This window comes from Bradyrhizobium neotropicale (assembly GCF_001641695.1).
In the GTDB taxonomy this organism is placed as follows: Bacteria; Pseudomonadota; Alphaproteobacteria; order Rhizobiales; family Xanthobacteraceae; genus Bradyrhizobium; species Bradyrhizobium neotropicale.
In genome coordinates this window covers 143,438-167,561 of sequence record NZ_LSEF01000080.1, presented here as the reverse complement: position 1 = coordinate 167,561, position 24,124 = coordinate 143,438, and the positions used below count along the sequence as shown (strand labels likewise).

At 64.8% G+C, this 24,124-nt stretch carries 24 protein-coding genes and 1 riboswitch; of the genes, 21 read left to right on the top strand and 3 right to left on the bottom strand.

Features of this window, described 5'->3' with window-relative positions; all coding sequences use genetic code 11:
- Nucleotides 1–8 precede the first annotated feature (8 nt).
- The 10 genes from AXW67_RS26025 (at nucleotide 9) to phoB (ending at nucleotide 8,918) form a co-directional block, all read left to right on the top strand.
- Complete coding sequence (locus tag AXW67_RS26025; RefSeq protein ID WP_063680184.1) at nucleotides 9–236, top strand: Rdx family protein; 228 nt, start codon at nucleotides 9–11, stop codon at nucleotides 234–236.
- A 23-nt stretch (nucleotides 237–259) separates the two neighbouring features.
- Entirely contained in the window at nucleotides 260–691 is a 432-nt protein-coding gene (locus AXW67_RS26020) for a GNAT family N-acetyltransferase (protein WP_063680182.1), read from the top strand.
- Nucleotides 692–1,100: 409 nt separating this feature from the next.
- Nucleotides 1,101–2,156, top strand: a complete 1,056-nt coding sequence (locus AXW67_RS26015) for a lysylphosphatidylglycerol synthase domain-containing protein (protein WP_027549772.1) — start codon at nucleotides 1,101–1,103, stop codon at nucleotides 2,154–2,156.
- 34 nt (nucleotides 2,157–2,190) lie between these two features.
- A complete protein-coding gene (locus AXW67_RS26010) occupies nucleotides 2,191–3,489 on the top strand; it encodes an ATP-binding protein (protein WP_063680180.1) in 1,299 nt (432 codons plus the stop codon).
- A 143-nt stretch (nucleotides 3,490–3,632) separates the two neighbouring features.
- Entirely contained in the window at nucleotides 3,633–4,643 is a 1,011-nt protein-coding gene (gene pstS, locus AXW67_RS26005; protein ID WP_063680212.1) for a phosphate ABC transporter substrate-binding protein PstS, read from the top strand.
- Between the two features lie 167 nt (nucleotides 4,644–4,810).
- Nucleotides 4,811–5,800 carry a phosphate ABC transporter permease subunit PstC gene (gene pstC, locus AXW67_RS26000; protein ID WP_027549769.1) on the top strand — a complete coding sequence of 330 codons (990 nt, stop codon included), beginning with the start codon at nucleotides 4,811–4,813 and terminating at the stop codon, nucleotides 5,798–5,800.
- Nucleotides 5,801–5,804: 4 nt separating this feature from the next.
- Entirely contained in the window at nucleotides 5,805–6,650 is an 846-nt protein-coding gene (pstA, locus tag AXW67_RS25995; RefSeq protein WP_035683561.1) for a phosphate ABC transporter permease PstA, read from the top strand.
- Nucleotides 6,647–7,468 (top strand): phosphate ABC transporter ATP-binding protein PstB, encoded by an 822-nt coding sequence (pstB, locus tag AXW67_RS25990; protein ID WP_027549768.1) that lies wholly within the window; start codon nucleotides 6,647–6,649, stop codon nucleotides 7,466–7,468. The genes pstA and pstB overlap by 4 nt, the downstream gene beginning before the upstream one ends.
- An 11-nt stretch (nucleotides 7,469–7,479) precedes the next feature.
- Complete coding sequence (gene phoU, locus AXW67_RS25985; protein WP_027549767.1) at nucleotides 7,480–8,196, top strand: phosphate signaling complex protein PhoU; 717 nt, start codon at nucleotides 7,480–7,482, stop codon at nucleotides 8,194–8,196.
- Nucleotides 8,197–8,210: 14 nt separating this feature from the next.
- Nucleotides 8,211–8,918 (top strand): phosphate regulon transcriptional regulator PhoB, encoded by a 708-nt coding sequence (phoB, locus tag AXW67_RS25980; protein WP_027549766.1) that lies wholly within the window; start codon nucleotides 8,211–8,213, stop codon nucleotides 8,916–8,918.
- A gap of 239 nt (nucleotides 8,919–9,157) precedes the next feature.
- Here the strand turns inward: phoB and AXW67_RS25975 are convergent, their stop codons facing one another.
- On the bottom strand, nucleotides 9,158–9,670 hold the full coding sequence (locus AXW67_RS25975) for a GcrA family cell cycle regulator (RefSeq protein ID WP_027549765.1): 513 nt from the start codon (nucleotides 9,668–9,670) through the stop codon (nucleotides 9,158–9,160).
- A gap of 456 nt (nucleotides 9,671–10,126) precedes the next feature.
- Between AXW67_RS25975 and AXW67_RS25970 the strand changes: the two genes are divergently transcribed.
- The 3 genes from AXW67_RS25970 (at nucleotide 10,127) to AXW67_RS25960 (ending at nucleotide 13,497) form a co-directional block, all read left to right on the top strand.
- On the top strand, nucleotides 10,127–11,329 hold the full coding sequence (locus AXW67_RS25970; protein ID WP_063680178.1) for an aspartate aminotransferase family protein: 1,203 nt from the start codon (nucleotides 10,127–10,129) through the stop codon (nucleotides 11,327–11,329).
- A complete protein-coding gene (gene argF / locus AXW67_RS25965) occupies nucleotides 11,329–12,249 on the top strand; it encodes an ornithine carbamoyltransferase (RefSeq protein ID WP_027549763.1) in 921 nt (306 codons plus the stop codon). The genes AXW67_RS25970 and argF overlap by 1 nt, the downstream gene beginning before the upstream one ends.
- A gap of 240 nt (nucleotides 12,250–12,489) precedes the next feature.
- Nucleotides 12,490–13,497, top strand: a complete 1,008-nt coding sequence (locus AXW67_RS25960; protein ID WP_063680176.1) for an Hsp33 family molecular chaperone — start codon at nucleotides 12,490–12,492, stop codon at nucleotides 13,495–13,497.
- 162 nt (nucleotides 13,498–13,659) lie between these two features.
- Here the strand turns inward: AXW67_RS25960 and apaG are convergent, their stop codons facing one another.
- Nucleotides 13,660–14,052, bottom strand: coding sequence for a Co2+/Mg2+ efflux protein ApaG (gene apaG, locus AXW67_RS25955; protein WP_027549761.1), 393 nt, complete (start codon nucleotides 14,050–14,052; stop codon nucleotides 13,660–13,662).
- A gap of 178 nt (nucleotides 14,053–14,230) precedes the next feature.
- Here apaG and AXW67_RS25950 point away from each other — a divergent pair, with 178 nt between their 5' ends.
- The 3 genes from AXW67_RS25950 to AXW67_RS25940 are packed head-to-tail and all read left to right on the top strand — an operon-like array spanning nucleotide 14,231 to nucleotide 17,265.
- On the top strand, nucleotides 14,231–15,472 hold the full coding sequence (locus tag AXW67_RS25950; protein ID WP_027549760.1) for an OpgC domain-containing protein: 1,242 nt from the start codon (nucleotides 14,231–14,233) through the stop codon (nucleotides 15,470–15,472).
- A complete protein-coding gene (locus AXW67_RS25945) occupies nucleotides 15,472–16,251 on the top strand; it encodes an SGNH/GDSL hydrolase family protein (RefSeq protein ID WP_027549759.1) in 780 nt (259 codons plus the stop codon). The genes AXW67_RS25950 and AXW67_RS25945 overlap by 1 nt, the downstream gene beginning before the upstream one ends.
- 12 nt (nucleotides 16,252–16,263) lie before the next feature.
- Nucleotides 16,264–17,265: an SGNH/GDSL hydrolase family protein gene (locus tag AXW67_RS25940; RefSeq protein ID WP_063680174.1), complete on the top strand. Its 1,002-nt coding sequence runs from the start codon at nucleotides 16,264–16,266 to the stop codon at nucleotides 17,263–17,265.
- A gap of 123 nt (nucleotides 17,266–17,388) precedes the next feature.
- On the opposite strand, the gene AXW67_RS25935 is transcribed toward AXW67_RS25940, so the two are convergent.
- Complete coding sequence (locus tag AXW67_RS25935) at nucleotides 17,389–18,576, bottom strand: O-succinylhomoserine sulfhydrylase (protein WP_063680172.1); 1,188 nt, start codon at nucleotides 18,574–18,576, stop codon at nucleotides 17,389–17,391.
- 74 nt (nucleotides 18,577–18,650) lie between these two features.
- Nucleotides 18,651–18,730, bottom strand: a riboswitch (SAM riboswitch).
- Nucleotides 18,731–18,838: 108 nt separating this feature from the next.
- Between AXW67_RS25935 and AXW67_RS25930 the strand changes: the two genes are divergently transcribed.
- The 5 genes from AXW67_RS25930 (at nucleotide 18,839) to AXW67_RS25910 (ending at nucleotide 24,094) form a co-directional block, all read left to right on the top strand.
- Nucleotides 18,839–19,945: a 2'-deoxycytidine 5'-triphosphate deaminase gene (locus tag AXW67_RS25930; RefSeq protein WP_027549756.1), complete on the top strand. Its 1,107-nt coding sequence runs from the start codon at nucleotides 18,839–18,841 to the stop codon at nucleotides 19,943–19,945.
- Nucleotides 19,946–20,057: 112 nt separating this feature from the next.
- Complete coding sequence (locus AXW67_RS25925; protein WP_063680170.1) at nucleotides 20,058–20,471, top strand: PAS domain S-box protein; 414 nt, start codon at nucleotides 20,058–20,060, stop codon at nucleotides 20,469–20,471.
- A gap of 104 nt (nucleotides 20,472–20,575) precedes the next feature.
- Nucleotides 20,576–21,628, top strand: a complete 1,053-nt coding sequence (locus tag AXW67_RS25920; protein WP_063680168.1) for a hypothetical protein — start codon at nucleotides 20,576–20,578, stop codon at nucleotides 21,626–21,628.
- Nucleotides 21,629–21,794: 166 nt separating this feature from the next.
- Nucleotides 21,795–23,240, top strand: coding sequence for an MATE family efflux transporter (locus tag AXW67_RS25915; RefSeq protein WP_063680166.1), 1,446 nt, complete (start codon nucleotides 21,795–21,797; stop codon nucleotides 23,238–23,240).
- Between the two features lie 146 nt (nucleotides 23,241–23,386).
- Nucleotides 23,387–24,094, top strand: a complete 708-nt coding sequence (locus AXW67_RS25910; protein ID WP_063680161.1) for a hypothetical protein — start codon at nucleotides 23,387–23,389, stop codon at nucleotides 24,092–24,094.
- Nucleotides 24,095–24,124 lie beyond the last annotated feature (30 nt).

The following is a 24,124-nucleotide window of genomic DNA, read 5'->3' as shown; positions in this document are numbered from 1 at the left end:
AGGGCGGCATGTCGGACGTGACGATCGCCTATTGCCGGCCCTGCGGCTACGAGAAGCGCGCGACGGAAGCCGCCGCTGCGCTGCGCGCGCAGTTGGCGCTGGAGGTGGATCTCGTGCCGGGCAAGGGTGGGATCTTCCAGGTCAAGGTCGGCGACAGGATTGTCGCCAGCCGCACCAAGGGACATTTTCCCGCAACCGACGAGATCGTCGCGGCCGTTGCCGCCGCGCGCCACTGACATCAGCGCAGGAGGGATCGCCGATGCCGATTGTCTGGACTGACGATCTTACCGCGGTCGACTGGGACGAGCTCTCGGCGCTCTACCGCATCGCGCCGCTGGGCAACAAGGCGCCGGCTGATCTCGCGCTGGTATTCGGTAACAGCATGTTCCGGATCTTCGTCTACGACGACGGCCACCTCGTCGGCGCGGGCCGCGTGCTCGCCGATGGCCGCGACTGCGCCTATCTCTGCGATATCGCGGTGCACCCGGACTGCCAGGGGCAGGGCCTCGGTCGCCAGATCATCGAGCGGCTGCTTGCGCGTTGCGGCTCGCACCGCAAGATCATCCTGTACGCCGTGCCCGGCAAGGAGGCGTTCTACGAGCGTCTCGGCTTCCGCCGAATGACCACGGCCATGGCGATCTTCGAGGATCAGACCCGTGCCCATGAGCGCGGCTATTTGACCGCCCCCTAGGCAGCGCTCGCGCCCGACCTCTCAGCGTCGCGGATAATCCGTGCAAAGCCGGCCGTGTTGTCCCGTCTTTCAACCGGCGGGCGGGACGCATAGATTGACGTCGGCTTAAGCGGCGACGGAACATTGCGCTGCCGAAATCATCAAAACTTCATGGCCCCTGCGCAGGATTGCCATGGAGATTCGCATGAACCCAGCCGCCGAAAGAGCCACCCCTGTGCATTCCCCGCCCAAAGGCCTACCTAAAACATTGAAGGCACGGCTTTTTGTTCCTATTGGCGAATTCCACTCCGCCGCAAAACGCGCTAGTGGAAGAGCGGGGGGAATGCGCGGTGCCGGCTCCGGCGACGCGGGTTCGCCGGCCGTCAATTCGCCGGCCAACTTGGCCGCTGGAGCGTTGTTCGAGGTCTAGATGCTGGAAGCCATACGCAGGGCGATGTCGTTTCTGCGCCAGAAGCAAATCCTGCATAAGCTTGGCGTTGTGATCAGCGTCACGGTTATCGGCATCGCTTGCTATGTGCTCTATCACATGCTGCGCGGCATCGACTTCAACGAAGTGGTCGAGGCCATCAAGAGCACCGAGCCGCGCCAGATTGTGATGGCGGCGGTGTTCGTGGCCGCGGGCTATTTCACCCTGACCTTCTACGATCTGTTCGCCGTGCGTGCGATCGGCCATTCCCATGTGCCCTATCGCGTCAACGCGCTCGCCGCCTTCACCAGCTACTCGATCGGCCACAATGTCGGCGCCAGCGTCTTCACCGGCGGCGCAGTGCGCTATCGCATCTACTCGGCCTATGGCCTCAATGCGATCGATGTTGCCAAGATCTGCTTCCTCGCCGGCCTGACCTTCTGGCTGGGCAACGCCGCCGTGCTGGGCCTCGGCATTTCCTACCATCCGGAGGCGGCTGCCTCGATCGACCAGCTTCCGCCTTGGCTGAACCGCACGCTGGCGATGATGATCATCGTTGCGCTGGTCGCCTACGTGGTCTGGGTCTGGACCCAGCCGCGGGTGGTTGGTCGCGGGCCGTGGACCGTGGTGCTGCCCGGCGGCCCGCTGACGCTGCTTCAGATCGCCATCGGCATCGTCGATCTCGGCTTCTGTGCGCTCGCAATGTACGTGCTGGTGCCGGACGAGCCCAATCTCGGCTTCGTCGTGGTCGCGGTGATCTTCGTCTCGGCGACGCTGCTCGGCTTCGCCAGCCACTCGCCCGGGGGGCTCGGGGTGTTCGACGCCGCCATGCTGGTCGGCCTCTGGCAGATGGACCGCGAGGAACTGCTGGGCGGCATGCTCCTGTTCCGGGTCCTCTATTATCTTTCGCCCTTCGTCATATCTGTAATCTTGCTGACGTTTCGTGAGGTTATCATAGGTGCTCGATCGAAGCGCCTGCAGCAGGCGGCGCTCAAGCTCGACCCCGGCCCGCCACCTGAGGCCGCCTATGTGAGAGAGCGCAGCGATAGCGGCGCCTGAACCGCGCAAGCCCCTTAAGGAGAAGTCCGCCCCGATGGCGATTGACGCCCCTTCTTCTCCCGCCGCCCAGCCCTGGTCCGACCGGCTGCGGCACTCGACCATCATCCTGATCGCCGCGGCGCTGGCGCTGTCGGTCGTGGTTTCGCTCGGCGAATTGACGGTGGTGCGGGCGGTGACGGTGTTCCTCTGCATCGCGGCCGCGGCGCTGATCCCGTGGCGGCTGCACGACAATGCGGCCTCGCGTGACGACGTCCGCCGCATCAATCCCGTCGAAAGCGCGGCGGTCGCGGCGGTCGTTGCCGGCATGCCGGATCCGGCGGTGCTGCTCGACCGCGCCGGCCGCGTCATCCATCTCAATGCCGCCGCCGCCCAGCTGGCGCCTGCGCTGCGCAAGAACGAGTTGGCGCAGTTCGCGCTGCGCTCGCCGGAGATCATTACCGCGCTGCGCGAGTCGATCGCCACCACCGAGCCGCGACGCGCGGCCTATCTCGATCATGTGCCGGTCGATCGCTGGATGGAGCTCTTCATCACGCCGGTGCCGGTGCCCACCACCTTCGGCGGGGCCGACAAATGCATGCTGATGACCTTCCACGACCAGACGCCGCTGCGCCGGGTCGAGGAGATGCGCGCCGATTTCGTCGCCAATGCCAGCCACGAATTGCGCACACCGCTCGCCGCGCTGTCGGGTTTCATCGATACGCTGCAGGGCCAGGCCAAGGACGATCCCAAGGCGCGCGAGCGCTTCCTCGGCATCATGCACAACCAGGCCACCCGCATGGCGCGCCTGATCGACGACCTCTTGTCGCTGTCGCGGGTCGAGCTCTCAGCCCATGTGCGGCCCGATACCCTGGTCGACCTCGTGCCGATCATCCGCCAGGTCGCCGACGGGCTCGAGCCGCTGGCACGCGAGCGCCAGGTGGACGTCGAGACCCACCTGCCGGAGACCCCTGTGATGATCGCGGGCGACCGCGAGGAACTCCTGCGCCTGTTCGAGAACCTGATCGAGAACGCGCTGAAATACGGGGCGTCGGGCGGGCGCGTCATCGTGTCGCTCAACATGAGTGTGGCGACCGACGGAACTCAGGAAATCCGCGTCTTCGTGCGCGATTTCGGTCCTGGCATCGCGCCCGAGCATCTGCCGCGGCTGACCGAGCGCTTCTACCGGGTTGACGTCGGCGATAGCCGCTCGCAGGGCGGGACAGGGCTCGGATTATCGCTGGTGAAACATATTCTTAACCGTCATCGCGGCCGGCTCCTGATCGAAAGCGTGCCCAAGCAGGGCGCCACTTTCACCGCCTGTTTTCCCCAGGCGAAGACTTCCGCGTCAACCTGAAATCATAGCGATTTCAGTTGCTTAGTGCTGTCATCCGACTGTCACGAAACCTTCGTAAAAGCACAGCCGACCGCTCCTAAAGGGGCGGCGCGGGAGCGCGATCGGGCGCGGAAGGCGCTTCGCTCCCCAGTATGGAGACCAGCATGAATTTCATCAAAACTATCGTCGCTGCTGGCTTGGTCGCCGCATCGACGTCGGCGTTCGCCGCCGATATTACGGGTGCCGGTGCGACGTTCCCGTTCCCGGTCTATTCGAAGTGGGCGGACGCCTACAAGAAGGAGACCGGCAACGGCCTGAACTATCAGTCGATCGGTTCTGGCGGCGGCATCAAGCAGATCCAGGCCAAGACCGTCACTTTCGGCGCCAGCGATGCGCCGCTCAAGGCCGAGCAGCTCGAGAAGGATGGCCTCGCCCAGTGGCCGATGGTGATGGGTGCGATCGTTCCCGTCGTCAATATCGAGGGTGTCAAGGCCGGTGAGCTGGTGTTCGACGGCGAGACCCTCGCCAATGTCTATCTCGGCAAGATCACCAAGTGGGATGATGCTGCCATCAAGAAGCTCAATCCGAACGTGAAGCTGCCGTCCGAGGCGATCACCGTGGTCCGCCGCTCCGACGGTTCGGGTACCACCTTCAACTTCACCAACTATCTCTCGAAGGCCAGCGCGGACTGGAAGAGCAAGGTCGGTGAGGGCACGGCCGTCGAGTGGCCGGTCGGCGTCGGCGCCAAGGGCAACGAGGGCGTGTCCGGCAACATCAGCCAGACCAAGAACTCGATCGGTTACGTCGAGTACGCCTACGCCAAGCAGAACAAGCTGACCTACACCGGCCTCGTCAACAAGGCCGGCAAGACGGTGCAGCCGACGGTCGAGGCCTTCCAGGCAGCCGCTTCCAACGCCGACTGGTCCAAGGCGCCCGGCTACTACGTCATCCTGACCGACCAGCCCGGCGACAAGTCCTGGCCGATCACCGCGGCGACCTTCATCCTCATGCACAAGGAAGCCACCGACAAGGCGGCCTCGCAGGAAGCCATCAAGTTCTTCCGCTGGGCCTTCAAGAACGGCGGCAAGATGGCCGAGGAGCTCGACTACATCCCGATGCCGGACAGCGTCGTCCAGCAGATCGAGAAGACCTGGGCTGCCGAGATCAAGAGCTAAGTGCTCTTGTCCTGGACGCAGCGCGGCATGATCTGCCGCGCTGTCGATCCGGGATCCGCAAGACCTCGTTCCCCGGCACGTGGTGTCGCTGTCGCGATGCCGCCGCCGGGGTGCGAGACCGGTGACAAGAAACTAGATGGTCAGTACAGGGGATCGGCGTGGCAGAGATGGCCGTTCAGAGCGACGTGATTGATGACGCCGGACCCTATGATCGCGCCAAGGCGTTGAGCGCGTTCAAGCTGGGTGACCTCACCTTCTACTGGATCACGCGTCTCAGCGCGATCTCGGTCCTCCTCATCCTCGGCGGCATCATCGTGTCGCTGATCGTCGGTGCCTTCCCGGCGATGAAGGAATACGGCTTCTCGTTCCTGTGGACGCAGCGCTGGGCGCCGTCCGCCGATCCGCCCGTGCTCGGCGCGCTCGGTCCGATGTACGGCACGCTCGTGACCTCCTTCATCGCGATGCTGATCGCCATCCCGGTTGGTCTCGGCATTGCGATCTTCCTCACCGAGCTGTGCCCGCAATGGCTGCGCCGCCCGATCGGCATGGCGGTCGAGCTGCTCGCCGGCATTCCCTCGATCATCTACGGCATGTGGGGCTTCTTCGTGCTGGGGCCGTTCCTGGCCAACACCTTCCAGCCCTTCATGATCAGGATCTTCGACGGCGTTCCCGTGCTGGGCGCGATCTTCGCGGGGCCACCGTCCTATCTCAGCCTGTTCAACGCCGCGCTGATCCTGGCGATCATGGTGCTGCCCTTCATCACCTCGATCTCGGTCGACGTGTTCAAGACCGTGCCGCCGGTGCTGAAAGAGGCCGCCTACGGCGTCGGCTGCACCACCTGGGAAGTCGTCCGCAGCGTGGTGATCCCCTACACCCGGGTCGGCATCATCGGTGGCGTCATGCTGGCGCTGGGGCGCGCGCTCGGCGAGACCATGGCGGTGACCTTCATCATCGGCAACTCGTTCCGGATCTCCTCGTCGATCTTCGCGCCGGGCACCACGATCTCGGCGGCGATCGCCAGCGAGTTCGCCGAAAGTGACGGCCTGCACCAGTCCGGCCTGATCCTGCTCGGCCTGCTGCTGTTCGTGCTGACATTCTTCGTGCTCGCAGGCGCGCGGCTGATGCTGCTGCGTCTCGAAAAGAAGGCGGGGAAGTAACGCCATGAACCCGATTTACGCACGCCGCCGCCGCAAGGACATCGTCATCCGTGGACTCTGCATCGGTGCCGCCGCCTTCGGCGTCACCTGGCTTGCACTGATCCTGATCACGCTGCTCTACAACGGCCTGGCCGGGCTCAACCTCCAGATCTTCACCGAGAACACGCCGCCGCCCGGCTCGAACGAAGGCGGCCTGCTCAACGCAATCGTCGGCTCGCTCATCATGACCGTGCTCGGCGTCGGCATCGGCGCGCCGCTCGGCCTGTTCGCCGGCACCTACCTTGCCGAGTACGGCCGCAACGACAAGCTGACCTCGGTGATCCGCTTCATCAACGACATCCTGCTCAGCGCGCCCTCGATCATCATCGGTCTGTTCATCTACGGTGCGGTGGTGGTGCCGATGCGCGGCTTCTCGGCAATCGCCGGCAGTCTCGCGCTCGCCGTGATCGTGATCCCGGTGGTGCTGCGCACGACCGAGGACATGCTGCTCTTGGTGCCGAATGCGCTGCGTGAAGCGGCCTCCGCCCTCGGCCTGCCGCGCTCGCTGGTGATCAAGCGGATCGCCTACCGTGCCGCGCGCTCCGGCCTGATCACCGGCGTGCTGCTGGCGACCGCCCGCGTCGCCGGCGAAACCGCGCCCTTGCTCTTCACCGCGCTGTCGAACCAGTTCTTCAGCCTGAGCCTGAACAAGACGATGGCGAACCTGCCGGTCACCATCAACAACTTCGTGCAGAGCCCGTACGCCTACTGGAAGCAGCTCGCCTGGAGCGGCGCGCTGCTGATCACGCTCACCGTGCTTGCCCTGAACATTGGCGCGCGCATCCTTGGCGCCGAGAGGACCGCAAAATGACCGATCTTTCCGTATCCGTGAGTGCCAACGGTCACCTGGCGTCGCAGCAACCGCTGCCGGAAGCCCCGGCCAAGGTGACGGTGCGCAACCTCAACTTCTATTACGGCGAGCACCACGCGCTGAAGAACATCAACCTCACGCTCGGCACCAACCGCGTCACGGCGTTCATCGGCCCGTCGGGCTGCGGCAAGTCGACCCTGCTGCGCATCTTCAACCGGATGTACGACCTCTATCCGGGGCAGCGCGTCACCGGTCAGCTCATGCTCGACCAGACCAACATTCTCGATCCCAAGCTCGACCTCAATTTGCTGCGCGCCCGCGTCGGCATGGTGTTCCAGAAGCCGACGCCGTTCCCGATGACGATCTACGAGAACATCGCCTTCGGCATCCGCCTCTATGAGAAGATCTCGAAGTCCGAGATGGACGACCGCGTCGAGAAGGCGCTGCGCGGCGGCGCGCTCTGGAACGAGGTCAAGGACAAGCTCAACGCCTCGGGCCTCTCGCTCTCCGGCGGCCAGCAGCAGCGCCTCTGCATCGCGCGCACCGTCGCGGTGCGGCCCGAGGTGATCCTGTTCGACGAGCCCTGCTCGGCGCTGGACCCGATCTCGACCGCCAAGGTCGAGGAGCTGATCCAGGAGCTGTCCGAGAATTACACGATCGCGATCGTCACCCACAACATGCAGCAGGCGGCGCGCGTCTCCGACAAGACCGCCTTCATGTATCTCGGCGAGCTGATCGAGTTCGACGACACCAGCAAGATCTTCACGTCGCCGACCGATCGGCGCACGCAGGATTACATCACCGGCCGCTTCGGCTGAGGAGACAGGATATGGGTTCCGAACACACCGCAAAGGCCTTCGACACCGACCTGCAGGAGCTCACCCGGCTGGTCGCGGAGATGGGCGGGCTCGCCGAGCGCATGATCGTCGATTCCGTCGACGCGCTGATCCGCCGCGATGTCGCGCTCGGTCAACGTGTGGTCGCCGGTGATACCGAGATTGACGCGCTGCAGAAGAAGATCGAGGAGCGCTCCGTCCTGACCATCGCCCGCCGCCAGCCGATGGCGGTCGACCTGCGCGAGATCGTCGGCGCGATGCGCGTGGCGACCGACCTCGAACGCATCGGCGACCTCGCCAAGAACATGGGCAAGCGCGTCGCCGCGCTGGAGACGGACTTTCATCCGCTCAAGCTGTTCCGCGGCCTGGAGCACATGACCGATCTCGTGCAGCAGCAGGTCAAGTCGGTGCTGGACGCCTATGCCGCGCATGACCTGCCGGCGGCGATGGCGGTGTGGAAGGGCGACGAGGAAGTCGATGCCATCTGCACCTCGCTGTTCCGCGAGCTCCTCACCTATATGATGGAGGATCCGCGCAACATCTCCTTCTGCATCCACCTGATGTTCTGTGCCAAGAACATCGAGCGGATCGGCGACCACGCCACCAACATCGCCGAGACGGTGTTCTACATGATCGAAGGCCAGGCCATCGCCGACAAGCGGCCGAAGGGCGACATGACGACCTTCGCCACGACGGTCCCGAATAGCTAAGGAGCGACGACCCCATGGGCGCACGCATTATGGTGGTTGAAGACGAAGAAGCTCTGACCGAGCTGCTCCGTTACAACCTCGAAGGCGACGGCTATGACGTCGAGACGGTGATGCGCGGCGACGATGCCGACACCCGCCTCAAAGAACACATACCCGATCTGATCGTGCTCGACTGGATGCTGCCGGGCCTGTCCGGCATCGAGCTGTGCCGGCGGTTGCGTGCCCGGCCCGAGACTAAGCAGCTCCCGATCATCATGCTCACCGCGCGCGGCGAGGAGAGCGAGCGGGTACGTGGCCTTGCGACCGGCGCCGACGACTACATCGTCAAGCCGTTCTCGGTGCCGGAGCTCCTGGCGCGCGTGAAGGGTCTGCTCCGACGTGCAAGCCCCGAGCGGCTCGCCACGGTGCTCGCCTATGGCGACATCGAGCTCGACCGCGAAAAGCGCCGCGTGGCGCGTTCGGGCCGGCCGATCGATCTCGGTCCGACCGAGTATCGCCTCCTGGAGTTCTTCCTGGAGCATCCGGGCCGCGTGTTCTCGCGCGAGCAGCTGCTCGACAGCGTCTGGGGCCGCGACATCTACATCGACGAGCGCACTGTCGACGTGCATATCGGCCGCCTTCGCAAGCTGCTCAATCTCGGCCGCGAACAGGACCCGATCCGCACCGTGCGTGGTGCCGGCTATGCGCTGGATGATCGTTTCGCGAAGGCGGAGCAGACTTAAGGTCTGACAGGTTGGCGGGCTGTCGCCACAATCTCGTCGTCCCGGCCTAGTGCGCAATTGCGCACGGGGGCCGGGACGCATCGCCCCAGGGCGCAGTTGTTGCGCGAAGAGGGTAACTCCGAGTCCCCGTCATCACATCCGCTGGCGGTAATGGCTCCCGGCTTTCGCCGAGACGACGCGGAGTTTGACTGGGCCGTCGTCGCGTGACGGCCTCATCCTGATCGTCGACGAAAGCTAGCTCAGCGCGTGCCCGGCTTCGCCGGGGCGCGGCGGCGGTCGGCTGCCGGCTGGTAGGCGACGCGCGAGTGCTGGGCGCAGTAGGGCAGGCCCGAGAGCGCCCTGCCGCCGCAGAAGAAGAAATCCGGGCTCGAGGGATCGCCAACCGGCCAGTGGCAGGTCGCCTCGTTCAGCTCGAGCAGCGACAGCCGCTGGCTCATCGGCACCACGTTGTCGTAGGTGACCGGATCGGGCTCCACCTCGACCTCGAAGGCCTGCGCCAGCGCGGTGTTGCCGCGCGAGATCGGACGGGACACCCGCATCATGTGCTGCGCGGGACGCGCCTTGCGCGGCCGCGGAGCTGCCGAAGACGGGCTCTTGGCGCGGCCGGACAGGCCGAGCCTGTGCACTTTGCCGATCACGGCATTGCGGGTCACATTGCCGAGCTCGGCTGCGATCTGGCTGGCCGAAAGTCCGGCCTCCCAGAGCTTTTTCAACTGCTCGACGCGATCGTCGGACCAGGTCAAAACCGTCATTGCACCCTTTCCCTCGCCGCGCGCCACCCATCCTGGGGCCTCGCAGCGATTGCCTAAGCCTCGAAAAACCCGTGCCGCCAGAATCCCTTAAGGCTCGCCGGGCGCGACTAGAACGCCCGAACGTTTACGCCGGTACATGAGGACTTAGAGGATCAGAACCGCTGCACGAGATGTCGTATCTGACAAGCCAAACGCTACAATATGGCGTGACTCACGCGCAAGAGTCCGCCGACTCGCTTCCACATGTTCCGTAGCGAAAAACACCACAAAATAGGCACCGCAAGACTACGGATTCTGCGTTTCCCGAGGCTTGCCGGCGGCATTGACTCCCGTTCTGCCAGGCATAAGATGCCCCCACGTGCCGCCCTGAAAAGGCGGCACGTTTCGTTTTCCGGGACGGTCATTGGTGCGCTGCGCAATGCGCGTTGAGGCCGTCCTCAACACCAAGTGACAGCCATGACCAAGAGTGCCGCGCCGCATCTGCTTCCCGTTTTCGCCAGAGCCGACATCGGTTTCGAGCGCGGCGAAGGCTGCTGGCTGATCGCCACCAATGGCGAGCGCTATCTCGACTTCACGTCCGGCGTCGCGGTGAACGCGCTCGGCCATGCCCATCCCGTGCTGGTCAAGGCGCTGCAGGAGCAGGCGACGAAACTCTGGCACATGTCGAACCTATTCCAGAGCCCGGATGGCGAACGTCTTGCGAGCCGCCTCTGCAACGAGAGCTTTGCGGACTTCGTGTTCTTCTGCAATTCCGGCGCAGAAGCGCTGGAATGCGTGATCAAGGTCGTGCGCCGCTATCACGCGTCGAAGGGGCATCCCGAGCGCTTTCGCATGATCACTTTCGAGGGCGCCTTCCATGGCCGCACGCTCGCGACGCTGGCTGCGACGGGCTCGGCAAAATATCTCGAAGGTTTCGGTCCGCCGATGGAAGGCTTCGACCAGGTCCCGCATGGCGATCTCGACGCCGTCAAGAAGGCGATCGGTCCGCAGACTGCCGGCATCCTGATCGAGCCGATCCAGGGGGAGGGCGGCGTGCGCTCGGCGACGCCGGCATTCCTCAAGGCGCTGCGCCAACTCTGCGACGAGCGTGGCCTCTTGCTCGCATTCGACGAGGTGCAGACCGGCATGGGCCGTACCGGCGATCTGTTCGCGCACCGCCGCCTCGGCGTCACGCCCGACGTGATGTCGCTGGCGAAAGCGCTCGGCGGCGGATTCCCGATTGGCGCCTGCCTCGCGACCGCGGAAGCGGCCTCCGGCATGACACCCGGCTCGCATGGTTCGACCTTCGGCGGCAATCCGCTCGCGATCTCCGCCGCCAATGCGGTGCTCGACGTCATGCTCGAGCCCGGCTTCTTCGACCACGTGCAAAAGATGTCGCTGCTGCTCAAGCAGAAGCTCGCGTCCGTGATCGATCGTCATCCCGACGTCGTCAGCGAGATTCGCGGCGAGGGGCTCCTGATCGGCATCAAGGCCGTGGTGCCCTCCGGCGATCTCGTCGCCGCGCTGCGCGATCAGAAGCTGCTCACCGTCGGGGCCGGCGACAATGTCGTGCGCTTCCTGCCGCCATTGATCGTCACCGAAGCCGAGATCGAGGACAGTGTCGGGCGGCTCGAGCGGGCCTGCGCCGCGCTGTCTGGTAACAAACGGGCGGCAAGCTGATGAGCAAGCCGAAGCATTTTCTGGATATCAATGAGCTCCCGTTGTCGGAGCTCAAGCGGATGCTCGCCGCCTCCTCCGCAATGAAGGCGAAGCAGAAGGCGCATCAGCCGGTCAAGCCGCTCGAAGGCAAGACGCTCGCGATGATCTTCGAGCGGCCCTCGACCCGTACGCGGGTGTCGTTCGACGTCGGCATGCGCCAGCTCGGCGGCGAGGCCATCATGCTCACCGGCGCCGAGATGCAGCTCGGCCGCGGCGAGACCATCGCCGACACCGCGCGTGTGCTGTCGCGCTATGTCGATGCGATCATGATCCGCATCCTCAATCACGACGCGCTGCTCGAGCTCGCGGCGAATGCGACCGTGCCCGTCATCAACGGGCTGACGCGGCGCTCGCATCCCTGCCAGGTGATGGCCGACCTCATGACCTATGAGGAGCATCGCGGCCCGATCGAAGGCAAGACGGTGGCCTGGACCGGCGACGACAACAACGTGCTGGCCTCCTGGGCGCATGCCGCCGAGCGCTTCAAGTTCAAGCTCAATGTCGCAACCCCGCCGGAGCTCGCGCCGAAGAAGGCGATGCGTGACTGGATCAAGGCGACCAGCGCCCCGATCGTGCTCGGTACCGATCCAGAAGCCGCCGTGCGCGGCGCCGATTGCGTCGTCACCGACACCTGGGTGTCGATGGGCGACAAGGAAGGCGAGCACCGTCACAACGTGCTCAAGCCCTACCAGGTCAATTCGAAGCTGATGTCGCTGGCCAAGTCCGATGCGCTGTTCATGCACTGCCTGCCCGCCCATCGCGGCGAGGAGGTCACCGACGAGGTGATCGACGGTCCGCAATCGGTCGTGTTCGACGAGGCCGAAAATCGCCTGCATGCGCAGAAGGGCATCTTGGCCTGGTGTTTTGACGCGGTGAAGTAGGTTTGGATCGTCGTCCTGGCGCAAGCCAGGATCCATTACCACCGGCTTTCGTTTGGCGAGGATTGGCAATTGTCATCTCGCGCCACAACTCCTCCCTGGGGTTATGGGTCCTGGGGTTATGGGTCCTGGCTTTCGCCAGGACGGCACCGAATTCGCGTATCGTTGTGCCGTCACGCGCGTTCGGAGCACGTTGCTCCGAACCCCTTCCATTCCACCTCCTCCGACCCCAGATAGAGCGCCATGGTTTTTCAATCCCCTGACATGAAAACCGGGCCTGAAGGCCCGGTTCGCGCGCCATCAGCGGTTCCGATCGATGATGCGGTGCTGCCTTACGAGGTCGACGCGCTCGACGTGCGCGGACGCCTGGTGCGGCTTGGTTCGGCGCTCGACGAGATCCTGACCAAGCACGACTATCCTGCGCCGGTTGGCAAGCTGCTCGGCGAGGCCATCGTGCTGACGACGCTGCTCGGCACGGCGCTGAAATTCGAGGGCCGCTTCATTCTCCAGGCCCAGACCGACGGCCCGGTGTCGTTCCTGGTCGTGGACTACATGGCGCCGGATCGCCTGCGGGCCTATGCCCGCTACGACGCCGCGCGTCTCGGTGAGGCGCAGGATTCCGGCACGCTGCTCGGGCGCGGTCATCTTGCGATGACCATCGATCAGGGGCCCGACATGAGCCGCTACCAGGGCCTGGTGGCGCTTGACGGCGGCAGCCTGGAAGACGCCGCCCACGAATATTTTCTGCGCTCCGAGCAGATCCCGACCCGCGTCCGCCTCGCCGTCGGCGAGGAGTGGCGCAGCAGCGACGGCGGCAAGCATCGCTGGCGCGCCGGCGGCATGCTGATGCAGTTCCTGCCGAAGGCGCCCGAGCGTGCTCGGCAGGCCGATTTGCATCCCGGCGATGCGCCGGAAGGCACCGCGGTGCACAGCGTCGCCGAGGACGATGCCTGGGTCGAGGCGCGCTCGCTGATCGAGACCGTCGAAGACGTCGAATTGATCGATCCCGAGCTCTCCGGCGAACGGCTGCTGTTTCGCCTGTTCCACGAGCGCGGCGTGCGCGTGTTCAATCCGCAGAACCTGAAGGCGGAATGCTCCTGCTCGCGCGACGCAGTCGCCTCGATGCTGAAGAGTTTTTCGCCGGACGATCGCGCCGCGATGGTCAAGGACGACAAGGTCGTCGTGACCTGCGAGTTCTGCAGCTCGGTGTATCAGTTCACGCCGCACGAGGCGGGCGTCGACAACGCGTAAGCCCTCGATTCTCCGTCATTGCGAGCTTGGGGAAGCTCCCGCCGATCGCTCAGAAATCGGTAGGGTGGGCAAAGCGAAGCGTGCCCACCGCCCGTTCGTCGTGATTGAAGTGGTGGGCACGGCGCTTCGCGCCCTTTACCCACCCTGGCAGCGTGCCGTGCGTCAGTTCAACACCCGCTTGTTGTCCGGACTGTCCAGCGAGAACGTCGGCACGTCGATCTCGAAACGCTCGCCGCTTTCGCTGACCATCTGGTAGCGGCCGGTCATGAAGCCTGACGCGGTCGAGAGCGGCACGCCGGAGGTGTATTCGAAGCGTTCGCCGGGCGCCAGGATCGGCTGCTCGCCGACCACGCCCTCGCCCTTGACCTCCTGCTGCCGGCCGGAGGCGTCGGTGATGATCCAGTGCCGCGTCTTCAGCTGCACGGTCTCGTCGCCGGAATTGGTGATGACGATGGTGTAGGACCAGAAATAGCGCGAGCGCTCGGCCGACGACTGCTCCGGAACAAAGTTCGGCTCGACAGTCACTTCGATCTGGCGGGTCACGGCACGGTACATGGCTGCCATCATACCGAAATCCGGCCCGGGAACCAAACGCCCGCAGCGCCTTCCGCGACATCGTCCCGCCCGAATTGACAGAGAAGTACAACCGGATTGTGATCCGGTCGCTTTGCGAGGCGGCGCCGGACCAGTACACTCCTCCAACGTCGCGATTTGCAAAGGGTTCTTGGCCCCGATGACCATTGCCGACCAAGTGACGGGATCGCCGATCGCGGGAACCGCGAATGCCAAGTCGCGCACGGCCGCGCCGGCCATCACGCTGCCTGCGATCGGCGAGCGCGAACTCAGGCTCGATCTCTTCCGCGGGCTCGCGCTGTGGTTGATCTTCATCGACCATCTGCCGCCGAACCTGTTGACCTGGTTCACGATCCGCAACTACGGCTTCAGCGACGCCACCGAGATCTTCATCTTCATCTCCGGCTATACCGCCGCCTTCGTCTATGGCCGCGCGATGCTGGAATCCGGCTTCGTCATCGCCACCGCGCGCATCCTGCGCCGGGTCTGGCAGATCTATGTCGCCCACGTCTTCCTGTTCACGATCTTCCTTGCGGAAATCTCCTACGTCGCGACGAGCTTCGAGAACCCGCTCTACACGGAAGAGATGGGCATCATGGATTTCCTCAAGCAGCCCGACGTCACCATCGTTCAGGCGCTGCTGTTGCGCTTCCGTCCCGTCAACATGGACGTGCTGCCGCTCTACATCGTCTTGATGCTGGCGCTGCCCGTGATCCTCTGGTCGATGAAGTGGAAGCCCGACGTCACGCTCGGCCTCTCGGTCGTGCTCTATGTCGTCACCTGGGAATTCGACCTCTATTTCTCGGCCTATCCGAACGGCTTCTGGGCGTTCAATCCGCTGGCCTGGCAATTGCTCTTCGTGTTCGGGGCCTGGTGCGCGCTCGGAGGTGCGCGGCGCATGTCGCGGATCCTGGCATCACCCGTGACGATGTGGATCTCGATCGCCTATCTGGCCGCGGCGTTCTACGTGACGCTGACCTGGTACGTGCCGCAGCTCTCCCACTTCATGCCGAAGCGGATCGAGCAGTGGATGTATCCGATCGACAAGACCGATCTCGACGTGCTGCGCTTCACGCACTTCCTGGCGCTCGCCGCGCTAACCGTGCGCTTCCTGCCGCGGGACTGGCCGGGCCTGAAATCGCCCTGGCTGCGGCCGCTGATCCTGTGCGGCCAGCATTCGCTCGAGATCTTCTGTCTCGGCGTCTTCCTGGCCTTCGCCGGCCATTTCATCCTGGCCGAGGTCTCCGGCGGCCCGGCCATGCATGCGCTGATTAGTCTCTCCGGAATCCTGATCATGTGGGCGATGGCCTGGGTGATTTCGTGGTACAAGCGCGTGGCTGACAAGAGCGGTTCGAAAACCAAAAACGCCGTCGGCAACGCCGATATGGCGGGAGGGGGCTGATGAAGGCGAAGGTTCTCCTGAGCCTGATCCTGCTGTGCGGTGGTCTCGCCGCGCCGTCGGCGCGCGCGGAGGACGCTGCGCCGGCTGCTCCTGCCACGCCCCCGGCCTGCGAACTGCCGTCCTATCTGCTCACAACCGACAGCCAGCTCCACAAGGTCGCCGACACCGTCAAGGACGGCAAGCCGCTCGAGATTCTGGTCATCGGCAGCCGCTCGACCACGATTCCGTCCTCGGAGGACAGCTCCTACCCGGCGCGCATGCAGGCGATCCTGAAGGAAAAGCTGCCGCCATCCGAGCCCGTTCATGTCTCCGTAGAAATACAGAGCAAGAAGACGGCAGCGGAGGCTGCCTCGACCTTCGTTAAGCTGATGGAAGAAAAAAGGCCTACTTTGGTCATCTGGCAGACCGGGACCGTGGATGCTATCCGATCCATCGATCCCGATGAGTTTCGCGGCGCAGTCACCGAAGGGGTTGCTGCGTTGCAAAATGCAGGGGCTGACGTCGTCTTGATGAACTTGCAGTACAGCCCGCGAACCGAAACCATGATCTCGGTGCCGCCCTACCTCGACAATATGCGCGTGGTGGCCCAGGAGCATGACATCCCGCTGTTCGACCGTTTCGCGATCATGCGGCAATGGAATGACCAGGGTCAGTTCGACCTGTTCAGCCCATCGCGCGGCCCTGAATTGGCAAAGCAGGTCCATGACTGTCTTGGCCGGGCGCTGGCGCAGTTCGTGATCGACGCCGCCCATCTCGGGCCGGCCCAGCAGCAAAATTGAGGTCTAGCGTAAATGAGTTCTTTCCGCCCTTTTTGCCTGTCGGCATGGCTGGCCGGACCCGCAGCGGCGGCCCTGCTGTTGCTGACGCCCGTCTCGCTGTTGCCAGCGCAAGCACAGGCCGCACAAGCGACGCCGGCACCGCAGTCGGCCAATAGTCCCGCTCCCGCATCACCGTCCCAGACCACGGTTGCCGTGACCTCGCAGCCACCCGCCGACCAGCGTGGCATTGCCGGGCGCGCCATCGACAAGGTGAAGCAGGTCGCGAAATCCGCCGGCGACATCTTCAGCCGTGTGCCCTGCCTGCCGCCGAAGGGCGGCGCGAAGCCGATGGGCTCGCTGCCGCACGTCGCGGGCAAGCTGATTGAGGGCCGGCCCGTCGTGATCGTCGCGTTCGGATCGTCGTCGACCGCAGGCTTCGGCGCGAGTTCGCCGGAGTTCAACTATCCGAACCGCCTCGCCGCCCAGCTTCGCCGGCAATATCCGAGCGCCGACATCACCGTCATCAATGCCGGCGTCGGCGGCGAGGATGCGCCGGAAATGATGAAGCGCCTCCGGAAGGAGGTGATCGACGTGCATCCGGATCTCGTGATCTGGCAGGTCGGCACCAATGCCGTTCTGCGCAATCTCGATCCCGCCGACACCGCCAAGCTCGTCGAGGACGGCATCTCCCGCATCCAGGCTGCCGGCGGCGCCGACATCGTGCTGGTCGATCCGCAATATTCGCCGCGCGTCACCGAGCGCCCCGAAAGCGCGAGCCGGATGGTGAGGCTGCTCGGCAAGGTCGCCGAGCTCCGTCACGTCGGCATCTTCCCGCGCTTCGAGGTGATGCGCGAGTGGCACGAGAAGCAGGCTCTCCCGGTGGAGAGCTTCGTCATAGCCGACGGCCTGCACATGAACGACTGGGGCTACGCCTGCTTCGCCCAGCTCCTCGGCGACGACATCATCCGCTCCGTCGGCCAGATCAAGCTCGGCGTCAACGTGCCGGCGGATGTGCGGACGTATCGGCCGATGTAGGCATCGCTGCGTAGGGTGGGCAAAGGCGCGCTCTTCGCGCGCTGTGCCCACCATCTATCGACCGTGCGATCGTGAATGGTGGGCACGCTTTCGCTTTGCCCACCCTACGAGACCTCGATCGCCTCACGCCTTCTCCAGCGCCGCGGTGAGATCCTCGATCAGATCGTCCGCATGCTCGAGCCCCGTCGAGAAGCGGATGAAGCCCTCGCTGATGCCGAGCGCGGCGCGGTCTTCCGGCTTCAGGCGCTGATGCGTCGTGGTCGCCGGGTGCGTGACGAGGCTCTTGGCATCGCCAAGGTTGTTGGAGATCTTCGCAAGCTTGAGCGCATTGAGCACGCGGAAGGCCGCCTGCTTGCCGCCCTTCACCTCGAAGCCGACCAGCGTCGAGCCGCCGCGCATCTGCTTCTTCACCAGCGCCGCCTGTGGATGATCGGCGCGGCCGGGATAGACCAGCCGCGAAATCTTGGGATGACTCGCCAGCACCTCGGCGATGCGGGCCGCAGTATCGGTCTGCGCGCGCACGCGCACGCCCAGCGTCTCCAGGCCCTTGAGCAGGACCCAGGCATTGAAGGGCGAGATCGACGGCCCGGTCTGGCGCATGAAGTTGTGGATGTGCTCGGCGATGAAGGCTTCCGAGGACAGGATGATGCCGCCGAGGCAGCGGCCCTGGCCGTCGATATGCTTTGTCGCGGAATAGACCACGACGTCGGCGCCCAGCGCCAGCGGGCTCTGCCAGATCGGCGTTGCGAACACGTTGTCGACGACCAGTCGCGCGCCGCCCTTGTGCGCGATCTCGGCAATCCCGGGGATATCGAGGACGTCGAGCGTCGGATTGGTCGGGCTCTCCAGGAAGAAGGTTTTCGTGTTCGGCTTCAGTGCGCGCTGCCACTGGTCGAGGTCGAGACCGTCGACCAGCGTGGTCTCGATGCCGTAGCGCGGCAACAGGTCCTGCACGACATAGAGGCACGAGCCGAACAGCGCCCGCGAGGCCACCACGTGATCGCCGGCCTTCAGCGGTGCCAGGATCGCGGTGGTCACCGCGGCCATGCCGGTTGCCGCCGAGCGGGCGGCTTCGGCGCCCTCGAGCTCGATCATGCGGCGCTCGAACATCGCGATCGTCGGGTTCGAATAGCGCGAATAGATGAAGCCGGGATCCTCGCCCTTGAACCGCGCCTCGCACTCCTCGGCGCTGTTGTAGACATAGCCCTGTGTCAGGAACAGCGACTCCGACGTCTCGCCATATTGCGAGCGCAGGGTGCCGGAATGGACCAGGCGGGTTTCGGGACGGTAAGTAGCAGGCGACTTCGACATAGGTACCTCCGACATGACCACGCGAGCGAAAGCGGTCACAAAAAAACCGGCCTGGATATCTCCACTGGCCGGGATCACAGAGGTCCCCGGCCTGTTTAGCGACTTATTTAACGTGGCTGCAAGCCGGCCGGCTCAAATCACCACGGGATAAGTCATGCTCTTATTCCGCAATGCCCTTTCCGTCAAGGCGTCCATCGGATAGCCGTAAAAGGTTCATTTTTCCGCGTTTTCGGATGCGTTTGACCCCGAAGAGGACCACCGTTTGACGTTCACGGTTGCTGCCGACGCGAATGGTATCCTGCCCGACCGCATGATCGCGGCGATGGCGGAAGAGGGGCTCATCCTGCCTGCCTACGACTTCGTCGAAAGCCAGATCCAGCCGGCGAGCCTCGATCTTCGGCTTGGCGACATCGCCTATCGCGTGCGCGCAAGCTTCCTGCCCGGACCCGGCGCCACCGTCGCCGAGCGCATCGACGAGCTGAAGCTGCACGAGTTCAGCCTCGCCGACGGCGCGGTGCTGGAGACCAACTGCGTCTACATCGTGCCGCTCCTGGAAAGCCTCGCGCTGCCGCCGGAGATCGTCGCGGCGGCGAATCCGAAAAGCTCGACCGGCCGGCTCGACGTCTTCACCCGGGTGATCGCGGATGGCACTCGTCGCTTCGACATGATCGGCGCCGGCTATCACGGCCCGCTCTATGCCGAGATCAGCCCGAAGACGTTTCCGGTGCTGGTGCGCGAAGGCTCGCGCCTGTCGCAGGTCCGCTTCCGCACCGGTGATGCCATCCTCAATGCCGACGAGCTCGACGCGCTCCATGCGGCCGAGCGCCTCGTCGATGTCGACGAGGCCGATCTCTCCGGCGGTGTCGCCGTCTCCGTCGATCTTTCCGGGGAGAAGGGCGGCGGCTTCGTCGGCTACCGCGCCAAGCGCCACACCGGCGTCGTCGATGTCGACCGCCGCTCGGGCTACGCGGTCGAGGATTTCTGGGAGCCGATCTCGGCGCGACCCGACGGCAGCCTGATCCTCGATCCCGGCGAGTTCTATATCCTCGCTTCCAAGGAAGCGGTGCAGGTGCCGCCCGACTTTGCCGCGGAGATGGTGCCGTTCGATCCGCTGGTCGGCGAGTTCCGCGTGCACTATGCCGGCTTCTTCGATCCAGGCTTCGGCTATGCCGGCGCCGGCGGGCAGGGCGCCCGTGCGGTGCTGGAGGTGCGTTCGCGCGAAGTGCCCTTCATCCTCGAGCATGGCCAGATCGTCGGCCGCCTCGTCTACGAGAAGATGCTGGCGCGTCCCGACGCGATGTACGGCCAGCGCATCGGCTCCAATTACCAGGCCCAGGGCCTGAAGCTGAGCAAGCATTTTCGGGTGTAGCTGCCTTCGGTAGCCCGGATGCAGCGAAGCGAAATCCGGGAACTCTCCTCGCCAAGCACATCCCGGATTGCGCTGCGCTCCATCCGGGCTACATTTCGCGCGAGGTGACGAGATGAGTAATCAACCCGAACTGGACGCAAAGATCCTCGAAGACGCCGCCGACGCGCTGATCTACTCGGATCGCTCCGGCACGATCGTGCGCTGGAATCGTGCATCGAGCGCGCTGTTCGGCTTCTCCGCGGACGAAGCGCTTGGCCAAAATCTCGATCTGATCGTTCCCGAGCATTTGCGCGCCGCGCATTGGAAAGGCTTCGAGACCGCGATTGCGAGTGGCACCATGAAGCTTGCGGGTCGACCGACGCTGACCCGCGCGTTGCACAAGAGCGGGCGCAGGCTCTACATCGAGATGACCTTCGCGCTGGTGCGCGATGCCGGTGGGATCGTGCAGGGATCGGTCGCGATGGCGCGTGATGTCACCGAACGGGTCGAGCGCGAGCGTGCCGCCAAGGCGACGCAAAATTCGTGATACGGAATTGGTGAGCCTCTGTGCAGAGCGGCCTGCATGAGCGTCAGGTTGCCTGTCACGGGGTGCAGTGACACACTCGATCAAAACAACGATCGGGAGTGAACATGGCCGTCACGTTGGACTCCGCGCAGGAGGCTCAGTGGAAACGCTGGCGCGCCGTCGCCGATCTCTACCATGCCTATTTCACTGGGCTGATCCTCACGGTGGTGACGCGGCGCGGCACGGCGGATGCCGCCGAATTCGTCTTCCGCGTGTTCCGCCGCCAGCAGCAGGAGCGCTTCCTGCCGGGGTTGAAGAAGCTCGGCATCAGTCACCTGCCGCCGGCGGTGGCGGCCGCGCAATATCACTATCTCTCCAACTGGATCGGCGGCGTGCATGTCGAATACATGTACGAGAGCGACGCCAAGGCCTGGATCCGCTATCCGCCGCCGCGCTGGATCTGGAAGGGCACGGCGATCTGCGGCGTGCCGGGCGAGGTGTCGCGTGCGATGCTGCGCGGCTGGCACGCCAATAACGGCGTCGCGCTCGGCGATCTCCGCCTCGGCTTCGTCTGCACCAAGCAGAGCGTCGACGGTCAGGACGGGTTAGAGGGCTACTACTACCAATACGATCATCCGCTCGAGCTCGATCAGCGCCTCGTATTCGCGCGGCATCTGGAAGCGCCGCTGTTCGATGCGAAGACCGCGCCGGCGCTGCCCGTCGCGAGCTGGCCGAAGCCGCGGCTGGAAAAGGCCTATCGCAACTACGCCATGGAATATGTGCGCACCGCGGCGCCCGTGATGGTGCAATTGTTCGGGCCGGAGGATGCGAGCTATCTGCTGCACCTCACCGGCAAGCTGATCGGCATGCAGTCCTTTGACGAGGTCGCCTCCGCGCTGTCGGCGGGCCGCGGTGGTGCGGGCGAGTTCGCATCGTTCCTGCAGGCGCTGTTCACCGCGCAGGACGATGCCGCCGAGATGACGAGCTCCGAAGGCACATTCGAAATCCGTCAGCAGAGCTGGAAGCTGATGGACGATGTCGCCGATTATCATCCCGCGTGCGCCAAGGTGCTGGAGGGCTTGTTCGAGGGACTGGCCGCCGGCTGCGGCCGCCATATCGGCGTGCACATGCGCGCGCCAGCGGGCGGTCGTCCGCCGCTGATGTGGACGATCGAGTAATTCCACCCGCTGAAATGCGCTGCCGCAGGGCACGCCTGCGTCCGGCGCAGGAGGAATCGGTGCCGGCCGTGCTAACAAGTGCCTACCGCGCCTTTGACGCGAAGATATTCATTGGCACAGCTAGTCATTGCCGCGCCCTGGTTGGCGTTCGGGCCCCGGAGAGGAAATGTCCGACATCGCCGAAATCCCGGTCGATGAACAAGAGCGTCCGCTGCCGCCGCCTTCGCGGCCGGTGAGGAGCGCACTGACCGACGGACCGATTCTGCGCACGCTGCTCAGCCTCGCCTGGCCGAACGTGGTCGCGCTGTCGGCCGGCACTTGCGTGGTGATCGCGGAGACCTCCTATATCGGCCGGCTCGGCGTCGAGGCACTCGCTGCGATGGCGCTGGTGTTTCCGACAGTCATCCTGACCATGACGATGTCGGGCGGCGCCATGGGCGGCGCGGTGGCCTCCGCCATCGCGCGCGCACTCGGCGCCGGCGATCGCGAGCGCGCCGGCACGCTCGCCGCGCATGCGCTGCTGATCGGCGTCAGCTTCGGTCTCGTCTTCATGCTGGGCATGCTGATCTTCGGGCCGCGCCTCCTCGAATTGCTCGGCGGCCGCGGCGCGGTGCTCGCGCATGCGATCGCTTACACGCAGGTGTTCTTCGGCGGCGCCGTGCTGCCCTGGCTGCTCAACACCATGGCGGGCGTGCTGCGCGGCACCGGCAACATGAAGCTGCCCTCGCTGCTGATCCTCAACTCCGCGGTCTGGCAGGTCGTGCTCGGCGGCACGCTTGGCCTCGGGCTCGGGCCGGTGCCGCAACTCGGCATGCGCGGCGTCGCGGCCGGCGCGCTGATCGCCTATACGATGAACATCGGCGTGATGGGCTGGTACCTGTTCTCCGGCCGCGCCCGTGTCGTGCCGAAGCTGCGCGGCTTGCGCGTGCAATGGGCGATGTTCTTCGACATCCTGAAGGTCGGCGCCATCGCCTGTTTCTCGCCGCTGCAATCGGTGCTGACGATCGCGATCTTCACCCACATGCTGGCGAAGTTCGGCACCGCGATCCTCGCCGGCTATGGCATCGGCGCGCGGCTCGAATTCCTGCTGACCTCGATCGGGTTCTCGTTCGGGATCGCCTCGGTGCCGATGATCGGCATGGCGGTCGGTGCCGGCCGCATCGCGCGCGCCCGGCGCATCGCCTGGATCGCGGGAGCGTCGGCCTTCGTTGCCGTCGGCGCGCCGGCATGCCTCGTGGCGCTCTTCCCCGATCTCTGGGTCAACATCTTCACCGACAGCGCGGCCGTGCGTGCGACCAGCCACCAATATCTGTCGACGGTGGCGCCGTTCTACGCCTTCATCGGCCTTGCCTCGACGATGTATTTCTCGTCGCAGGGCGCGGCCAAGGTGATCGGCCCGGTGCTGGCGCAGACCGCGCGGCTCGTTTACATCGCGAGCTGCGGCTGGTGGCTGTCGACGCATGATGCCACCGCGCAAGGCTTCTTCTGGCTTGCGGCAAGCTCGATGGTCGTGCTCGGCCTGCTCTCCTGCTCCAGCGTGGTGCTGACGCGCTGGGGGCCGCGCGAGGGCAAGTCCGCAATCAGGCCGGCTCTTTCGGCCGCAGCGGACTAGGACGCGCCCGCCAGAATTTTTGTTTCTGAATGTTTCCCGTCGCTCATTGGCAATATCGGGCAACCGGAACGGCTCTTGCCGAAGGCTCCGCGCCAGCTCTTGGGGACAACGTCGCGGCGAGTCCACCAAAAGCACGGAAAGCCACCATGACCTCGATTTCGGCGCTCTCCCACCACCACCACGCATCGCCGTTGAAACGATTGCAAGATGAACTGCAAGCGGAAGTGAGCTCCGGCGCGATCAATTCGTCCGATCAGTCGGCGCTGGCGTCAGCGCTCAGCGACATTGACTCCTCGTTGCAATCAAGCAGTGCGACCGATCAGTCCAGCGGTAGCAAATCATCGCCTGAGGCCTTCAAGTCGAAGATCGATGATCTCATCCAGCAGGAAGTTTCGGCCGGCAAGCTGACCGACCAGCAGGCAACCGAGCTGCAAGGTATCTTCAAGGCCGCGTTGTCCCATGGACCGGATGGAGCCGGCGGACCGGGTGAAGCAGGTGGGCCGCCGCCAGCCGGCGGGCCTGCTCCCGCCAACGGCACGGCGCGTTCATCCAGCGGCAGTTCGGTGGTGGACCTGCTTCAACAATTTCTCGATTCGCTGAAAGGCCAGCTCACGGATTCGACCTCTTCCAGCACGACAGGATCGAGCGACATGTCGCATGCAAACGGATCTTCTGCGGCCAACGGCACGGATAGTCCGTCGAGCAGCAACTCGGCGACGGACCTGCTTGAACAATTTCTTCAGTCGCTAAAGAACTCGCTCGCGGATTCGACCTACAGCGCGACGCGACCAGGCGACCCGGCGAAGGCAAGCGACCCGTCGCTTTCCGGCGTCCTGATCGACGATCGGATCTGATATCGGCGGCCGCATCTACGCTTGGCGCGG

Excerpts from the sequence above, each read along its gene's own strand:
- AXW67_RS25950 (WP_027549760.1), top strand. The coding sequence starts at position 14,231 with ATGACCATTGCCGACCAAGTGACGGGATCGCCGATCGCGGGAACCGCG.
- AXW67_RS26020 (WP_063680182.1), top strand. The coding sequence starts at position 260 with ATGCCGATTGTCTGGACTGACGATCTTACCGCGGTCGACTGGGACGAG.
- pstB (WP_027549768.1), top strand. The coding sequence starts at position 6,647 with ATGACCGATCTTTCCGTATCCGTGAGTGCCAACGGTCACCTGGCGTCG.
- AXW67_RS26015 (WP_027549772.1), top strand. The coding sequence starts at position 1,101 with ATGCTGGAAGCCATACGCAGGGCGATGTCGTTTCTGCGCCAGAAGCAA.
- phoB (WP_027549766.1), top strand. The coding sequence starts at position 8,211 with ATGGGCGCACGCATTATGGTGGTTGAAGACGAAGAAGCTCTGACCGAG.
- argF (WP_027549763.1), top strand. The coding sequence starts at position 11,329 with ATGAGCAAGCCGAAGCATTTTCTGGATATCAATGAGCTCCCGTTGTCG.
- AXW67_RS25940 (WP_063680174.1), top strand. The coding sequence starts at position 16,264 with ATGAGTTCTTTCCGCCCTTTTTGCCTGTCGGCATGGCTGGCCGGACCC.
- AXW67_RS25970 (WP_063680178.1), top strand. The coding sequence starts at position 10,127 with ATGACCAAGAGTGCCGCGCCGCATCTGCTTCCCGTTTTCGCCAGAGCC.
- AXW67_RS26025 (WP_063680184.1), top strand. The coding sequence starts at position 9 with ATGTCGGACGTGACGATCGCCTATTGCCGGCCCTGCGGCTACGAGAAG.
- apaG (WP_027549761.1), bottom strand. The coding sequence starts at position 14,052 with ATGTACCGTGCCGTGACCCGCCAGATCGAAGTGACTGTCGAGCCGAAC.
- AXW67_RS25945 (WP_027549759.1), top strand. The coding sequence starts at position 15,472 with ATGAAGGCGAAGGTTCTCCTGAGCCTGATCCTGCTGTGCGGTGGTCTC.
- AXW67_RS25925 (WP_063680170.1), top strand. The coding sequence starts at position 20,058 with ATGAGTAATCAACCCGAACTGGACGCAAAGATCCTCGAAGACGCCGCC.
- AXW67_RS25915 (WP_063680166.1), top strand. The coding sequence starts at position 21,795 with ATGTCCGACATCGCCGAAATCCCGGTCGATGAACAAGAGCGTCCGCTG.
- AXW67_RS26010 (WP_063680180.1), top strand. The coding sequence starts at position 2,191 with ATGGCGATTGACGCCCCTTCTTCTCCCGCCGCCCAGCCCTGGTCCGAC.
- AXW67_RS25960 (WP_063680176.1), top strand. The coding sequence starts at position 12,490 with ATGGTTTTTCAATCCCCTGACATGAAAACCGGGCCTGAAGGCCCGGTT.
- AXW67_RS25935 (WP_063680172.1), bottom strand. The coding sequence starts at position 18,576 with ATGTCGAAGTCGCCTGCTACTTACCGTCCCGAAACCCGCCTGGTCCAT.
- pstS (WP_063680212.1), top strand. The coding sequence starts at position 3,633 with ATGAATTTCATCAAAACTATCGTCGCTGCTGGCTTGGTCGCCGCATCG.
- AXW67_RS25910 (WP_063680161.1), top strand. The coding sequence starts at position 23,387 with ATGACCTCGATTTCGGCGCTCTCCCACCACCACCACGCATCGCCGTTG.
- AXW67_RS25920 (WP_063680168.1), top strand. The coding sequence starts at position 20,576 with ATGGCCGTCACGTTGGACTCCGCGCAGGAGGCTCAGTGGAAACGCTGG.
- pstC (WP_027549769.1), top strand. The coding sequence starts at position 4,811 with ATGGCCGTTCAGAGCGACGTGATTGATGACGCCGGACCCTATGATCGC.
- phoU (WP_027549767.1), top strand. The coding sequence starts at position 7,480 with ATGGGTTCCGAACACACCGCAAAGGCCTTCGACACCGACCTGCAGGAG.
- AXW67_RS25975 (WP_027549765.1), bottom strand. The coding sequence starts at position 9,670 with ATGACGGTTTTGACCTGGTCCGACGATCGCGTCGAGCAGTTGAAAAAG.
- pstA (WP_035683561.1), top strand. The coding sequence starts at position 5,805 with ATGAACCCGATTTACGCACGCCGCCGCCGCAAGGACATCGTCATCCGT.